3 protein-coding genes and 1 pseudogene are annotated in these 6201 nt (G+C 68.9%); 1 reads left to right on the top strand and 3 read right to left on the bottom strand.

What is annotated here, in order from left to right; translation table 11 throughout:
* Positions 1-35: 35 nt before the first annotated feature.
* Positions 36-1259 (bottom strand): acyl-CoA dehydrogenase family protein, encoded by a 1224-nt coding sequence (locus tag FOZ76_RS13590; RefSeq protein ID WP_143948812.1) that lies wholly within the window; start codon positions 1257-1259, stop codon positions 36-38.
* 220 nt (positions 1260-1479) lie between these two features.
* Here FOZ76_RS13590 and prpR point away from each other — a divergent pair, with 220 nt between their 5' ends.
* Positions 1480-3447 carry a propionate catabolism operon regulatory protein PrpR gene (gene prpR / locus FOZ76_RS13595; protein ID WP_143948813.1) on the top strand — a complete coding sequence of 656 codons (1968 nt, stop codon included), beginning with the start codon at positions 1480-1482 and terminating at the stop codon, positions 3445-3447.
* A gap of 9 nt (positions 3448-3456) precedes the next feature.
* On the opposite strand, the gene FOZ76_RS13600 is transcribed toward prpR, so the two are convergent.
* Positions 3457-5811 carry a TonB-dependent siderophore receptor gene (locus FOZ76_RS13600; protein ID WP_143948814.1) on the bottom strand — a complete coding sequence of 785 codons (2355 nt, stop codon included), beginning with the start codon at positions 5809-5811 and terminating at the stop codon, positions 3457-3459.
* Positions 5812-5901: 90 nt separating this feature from the next.
* Positions 5902-6201 (bottom strand): annotated as a pseudogene (locus tag FOZ76_RS27520) (FecR domain-containing protein); the annotation flags it as partial.

The following is a 6201-nucleotide window of genomic DNA, read 5'->3' on the forward strand; positions in this document are numbered from 1 at the left end:
CAATAAGGGTAATTCCCCCCATGGCGCTGCGGAACTCAACGCGCCAGGTGCCGACCCAGCTCCAGCCGGGCGATCGCGCTGCGGTGCACTTCGTCCGGCCCGTCGGCCAGGCGCAGCGTGCGCGAATGCGCATACAGCTTGGCCAGCGGGAAGTCGTCGCACATACCGGCGCCGCCGTGCGCCTGGATGGCCGCGTCGAGCACGTCGCAGGCCACGTTCGGCGCCACCACCTTGATCATGGCGATCTCGGCCTTGGCGATCTTGTTGCCCACGGTATCCATCATATAGGCTGCCTTGAGCGTGAGCAGGCGCGCCATGTCGATACGGCAGCGAAAATCCGCGATGCGTTCGTGCCACACGCTTTGCGCGGCGATCGGCTTGCCGAAGGCGACGCGGCTGTTCAGCCGCTTGCACATGAGCTCCAGCGCGCGCTCGGCCACGCCCAGGGCGCGCATGCAGTGGTGGATGCGGCCCGGCCCGAGGCGGCCCTGCGCGATCTCGAAGCCGCGGCCCTCGCCCAGCAGCATGTTGCTGACCGGCACGCGCACGTCCTCGAAGAGCACTTCGCAGTGGCCGTGCGGCGCATCGTCGTAGCCCAGCACGTTGAGCGGGCGCACGACGGTGATGCCGGGGCTCTCGGCCGGCACGACGATCATCGACTGCTGCTCGTGGCGGCCGGCATCGGGGTTGGACTTGCCCATGAAGATGTAGACCGCGCAGCGTGGATCGCCGGCGCCCGAGGTCCACCACTTGCGCCCGTTGAGCACATAGTGGTCGCCGTCGCGCTCGATGCGCGATTCGATGTTGGTCGCGTCCGAGGAGGCCACGGCCGGCTCGGTCATCGCGAACGCCGAGCGGACCTCGCCCGCCAGCAGCGGGTCCAGCCACTCGCGCTTGACCGATTCGGAGGCGTAGCGCTCGAGCGTCTCCATGTTGCCGGTGTCCGGCGCCGAGCAGTTGAATACTTCCGGCGCCCAGGGCACCCGGCCCATGATCTCGCACAAGGGCGCGTATTCCAGGTTGGTGAGCCCTTCGGGCACGCGCTCGGAGAACGGGAGGAAGAGGTTCCACAGGCCGGCCTTGCGGGCGAGCGGCTTGAGGTCTTCGATCACCTGCAGCGGCTGCCACGGATTGCCGCCGGCCCGGTTGGCCGCCAGCTCGGCGTCGTAGCGTTCTTCGTTGGGATAGATGTGTTCGTTCATGAAGCCGAGCAGGCGCTCGCGCAAGGCTTCGACTTTGGGCGTGAAGGCGAAATCCACGGGGTCTCCTCCTGTTGTGACGGCATGGGCGCTTGACGGCGCGGCCAGCCTGTCAAGGCAACGACCATGCCAAATCGACAAATACCCCGGGATTACCCCAGGTCGTCCTGGGTGGCTACTGGCTCCCGAGTCACCATATCCCATCGTGGCCTGGTATGCGCCATATCAATAATGCGACGCTTCCATTTCATTTTTGCAACACATCGCGCAGAATTGAGACATGCCCGCCCTGAACTCTCCCCGACTGCCGAATATCGTCTTTCTGCTCACCCATGCGCAGCCGCTGAGCGCCAGCAGCTCGCTCGCGGCCACCATCTGGGCCGTGAGCCGCGAGCGCGACCTGGACGCCCGCGTCGCCGTGCACGACCAGCCCGCCCCGGAGCTGCTGCCCTTCGCGCGCACGCTGGCCGGCTCGGGGGAGGCGGACGTCTTCGTCTGCCAGGAAACCGCCGGACGCTACCTGCGCAGCCACCTCGACGTGCCGGTGGCGCTGATGCGACCCAACGGCTTCGACCTGATGCGCGCACTGCACGAGGCCGCGCAACTGGCCGACCGCGTCGCCGTGTTCAGCCGGGGCACGCCGCGCCCCGAACTCACCGCGCTGGGCGCGACGCTCAACCTGCAGGTCCATCAGTACAGCTACAGCGGCACCTCGGATGCGCGCCGCCTGCTCATCGAGACGCAGGAAGCCGGCGTGCGCGTGGTGATCGGCTCGTCCATGGTGATCGAGTATGCGCAGGCCCACGGCCTGGCCGGGATCCTCTCGACCGAGCGCAATGCGGTGCGCCAGGCGCTGGACGACGCACTGGCCTTCCATCGCCGCGCCGTGGTGGAGTCGGCCCGCCAGCGCCAGCTCGACACCATGCTCGCGCACATCGACGAAGGCATCGTCATGCTCGACGGCGACGATGTCGTGCAAGCGGCCAACCCGGCCATCCTGAACGCGCTGGGCAGCAACGCCGGCCATGTCCTCGGTCGCCGCCTCGCCGACGCCGCGCCGGTACTGGCCGACGGCGTGCGCGCCGGCGAACCCACCGTGCTGACCGTGGGCAGCCGCGCCCTGGTCGTCGAAAGCATCCCGGTGCTGACCGACGGCGCCGTCACCGGCCGCGTGCTCAAGTGCCAGGACACCGAATCGGTCGAGCGCGCGGACCGGCGCATCCGCTCCTCGCGGCGCGAGCGCCGCTTCGTCGCCCGCTACCACCTCTACCAGCTCCTGGGCGAGAGCGAATCGGTGCGCACCATGGCCCGCCTGGCCGAGCGCTACGCGCGCACCCAGGCCACCGTGCTCATCACCGGCGAGAGCGGCACCGGCAAGGAACTGCTCGCCCAGGGCATCCACAACGCCGGGCCGCGCCACGCCGCGCCCTTCGTCGCCATCAATTGCGCCGCGCTGCCCGAGAACCTGCTCGAGAGCGAACTGTTCGGCTACGAGGAAGGCGCGTTCAGCGGCTCGCGCAAGGGCGGCAAGCCGGGACTCTTCGAACTGGCGCACGATGGCACCCTGTTCCTGGACGAGATCGGCGACATGCCGCTGTCGCTGCAGACCCGGCTGCTGCGCGTGCTGCAGGAGCAGGAGGTACTGCGCCTGGGCGGCACCCAGCCCACGCCGGTGAACGTGCGGGTGATCGCCGCCACCCACCGCGACCTGGCGGCCCGCATCGCCGCGGGCGAGTTCCGGGAAGATCTCTACTACCGGCTGAACATCCTGCGCCTGCACGCGCCCCCGCTGCGCGAACGCCGCCAGGACATCCCCGAACTCGCGCGCCACCTCGCCACCGATGCCGTGCGCCGCCTGGGCCTGCCGGTGGACACGCGCGCGCTGCTGCGCGAGCTGCTGCCCGCCATGCAGGCCTATGCCTGGCCAGGCAACGTACGCGAGCTGGCGAACGTGGTCGAACGCGGCCTGGTCGCCATCGCCGCTATGCCCGAGCGCGACCCGATGCCTGCGCAACTGCGTTTGACTTTGCCCGAGCTGTACGGCGGCACGCACACCGCGATGGCAGCGCCCGCGGCACCCCCGGCCAAGCGTGCCATGTCGGCGGCCGCCCCGCTGCGCGAACGGCTGCGCGAAGTCGGCAGAGCCGAAGCCCAGCGCGCGCTCGATGCCTGCGGTGGCGATCGGGCCGCCACCGCCGCCAGCCTGGGGATCAGCCGCGCCACGCTGTGGCGCCGACTGCGCGGCTGACCGGCCGCATCAGTAGCGGGCGCGCAGACTCAGCAGCACGTTGCGCGGCGCACCGTAGATGTTCCAGGTGTTGGCTGTGGACGACGCCGAGTGGCGGGAGAAATAGGACCGGTCGAACACGTTGTCCACGGTCAGGGTGAGATCCAGGCCGGGCCGCAAGCGATATCCCACCTGCGCCGTGGCAACGGCATATCCCGGGTGATAGCCGTTGCCGGAATCGCTTTGCGCACGCACGCCGCCACCGACACTCCAACCCTCGGGTGCGCGATACAACGCCCACAGCTTGAACAGATGACGCGGCATCTCGACATTGAACGTCTGGCCGACGTTCGCTGTGTTCGCATCGCGCAGGATCTCGGTCTGCGTGTAGGTGTAGCTGCCGGTCACTTCCCAGCCACGCCAGGGGCTGCCGCTGATTTCGGCGTCGATACCCTGGCTCTGCACCAAGCCGGCGGCGACATAGCAGGAGCCATCCGCGCTGCCGCCGCAACCGATATTGGCGTCGTCCCGCATCGCCCGGTTGCTGTCGCGAATGCGGAAAAGCGCGATCGCCGCATTCAGCCGGTCGTCGAGGAACGCACCCTTCACGCCCACTTCACCCTGCCAGCCGACACGCGGGTCGAGCACGCGGCCCTCGATGTCCTCCTGCGTCTGCGGCGAGAAGATATCGGTATAGCTTGCGTACATCGACAACTGGGGCGTCAGGTCCCAGACCAGCCCGCCGTAGGGTGTGAACTCCCAGTCGGCACGGGCGGTCGATGCCTGCCACTCGGTCAGCGCGGGCTCCAGCGCGCGCGACTTGTTGCGATAGTTGCTCCAGCGCCCGCCCAGCACCAGGGTCAGGGGGTCCGCCAGCGACAGCCGCGCGGAGCCATACACACCCGACTGCTCGATGACGGTGTCGTCGCGGCTGTTGACCAGAGGAATCTGCTCGGGGCCGAAGGTGTGCTCCTGGTAGACATCATCCACCGGGATCGACACCCACGGCGCCCGCCGCCAGCGCGTCTGCTCGCGATTGGCGTTGGCGCCCACCATCAATTCGTGCCGACGGCCGAACAAGGTCACCGGCCCGCTGGCGTAGGCATCCGCACCCAGATGCCGGACTTCCTGGTCCTTCACCGACGCCGACAGGACCCCGGCGCCCGTCGCGGGGTCGAAGGACTCCAGATAGACGTTCTGCGGCGCAAGTGCGTTGTACTGGCGCTGGCGCGCGGCGGCGTGTGCGCGCCAGCCATTGTCGAAACGATGCTCCAGACTCGCGCTGGTCTCACGCAAGGTGCGGGTTTCCGGCTCGTCCGAGCCCACGAAGCCGTCGCGCGGCGGCGTATGGCCAGGCGCCACCGGGACGCCGTAGTTGAACACGGCCTTGCGGCGCTGATAGCCTGCCGCCACGCTCAACGTCGTATCCCGGGTGAGATCGACGTCCAGCACGCCGTAGCCCATGCCCTGCCGCGCGAACGTCACCGGGTCCTGGAACTCGCGGTCATATCCGGCAACGGCGACTCGCCCGCGGATGCGCCCATCCTCGGTCAACGGCCCGCCCGCATCGAGTTCGATGCGCCGGTTCTGCCAGGAGCCCAGGGACACCAGGCCGGAGGCCGCGAATGTCGAGGTGGGCCGCTTGTGCACGAGATTGACCATGCCTCCCGGGTTGCCGGCGCCCTGCAACAGCCCTGACGGGCCGCGCAGCACCTCCACCCGGTCGTACTGCGCAAGGTCGAACTGCATGGCGGTGTTCAGGCCGGAGCCGGGGATGCCGTCGTACTGCACTTCGACGTTGTAGCCACGCGACAAGAACGACGATTCCGCATCCAGCCGGGCGCTCACCCCGGGCGCGGAGGCCAGGGCATCGCTCACCGACGCCATGTTCTGGTCATCCATCTGCTGGCGCGTGACCACCGACACCGACTGCGGGATCTCGCGCAGCGACAGCGTCTGTTTACCCAGCGACACGACGCTGGCCGCATAGGTGCCCGTCCCTTCGCTGACCGCAGTCTCCCGCTCGCCCAGTACCTGCATCGGCGTCAGCGTCGAAACCCCGGCCCCACCGGCTGGCGCTGCCTGCAGGCGGTAGCTGCCGTCAGGTTGTCGGAGGGCTTCGAGACCCGTGCCCGCCAGCAGCGCGAACAGCGCCTGCGGCACCGTGTACACCCCCTGTACGCCCGGGCTCTGCCGTCCGGCCGCCAGGGCCGCATCCGAAGCGAGATAGACGCCGGTGACGGCGACGAAACGGTTGACTGCCTCGGCCAGCGGGCCAGCCGGTATCGAGAACTCGCGCTGGACGGGCTGGGCGTGCACCGGCACGTGCAGCAAGGCTGCGGCGACAACCGGCAGCATGAGCCGGTGGCGACTGAAAATACGCATGGATCATCCGTGGGTGATGGTTGAGGAGCTACCCATCGAATCGGACGAGCGGAAGCATTCCGGCAAGGAAATGTGTAACACCGCGGGAACTCACCGGGGCTCGACCCAGCGCCAGCCCAGATAGCCCCGGCGCACGCGTATCGGCAGCACCCCTTCCAGCATGGCGAGCGTGCGATCCGGATCGTTCAACGGAAAACCGCCGATCACCTGCAAGTCGGCCACCTCGGGCGCCACCCGGATGACGCCACGCCGATGGCGCGACAGCTCCGCGAGCACCTCCCGCAAGGTGCGCCCATCGGCGAGGAGCACGCCTCGCGTCCACGCCGCGTCGGCCATCCCGGCAGCCCCCAGCGCGAACGAGCCCGAGCGCAGGAACCGGGCGCTCGCGCC

The sequence above is a fragment of the Verticiella sediminum genome, from assembly GCF_007558815.1.
Classification (GTDB): Bacteria; Pseudomonadota; Gammaproteobacteria; order Burkholderiales; family Burkholderiaceae_B; genus Verticiella; species Verticiella sediminum.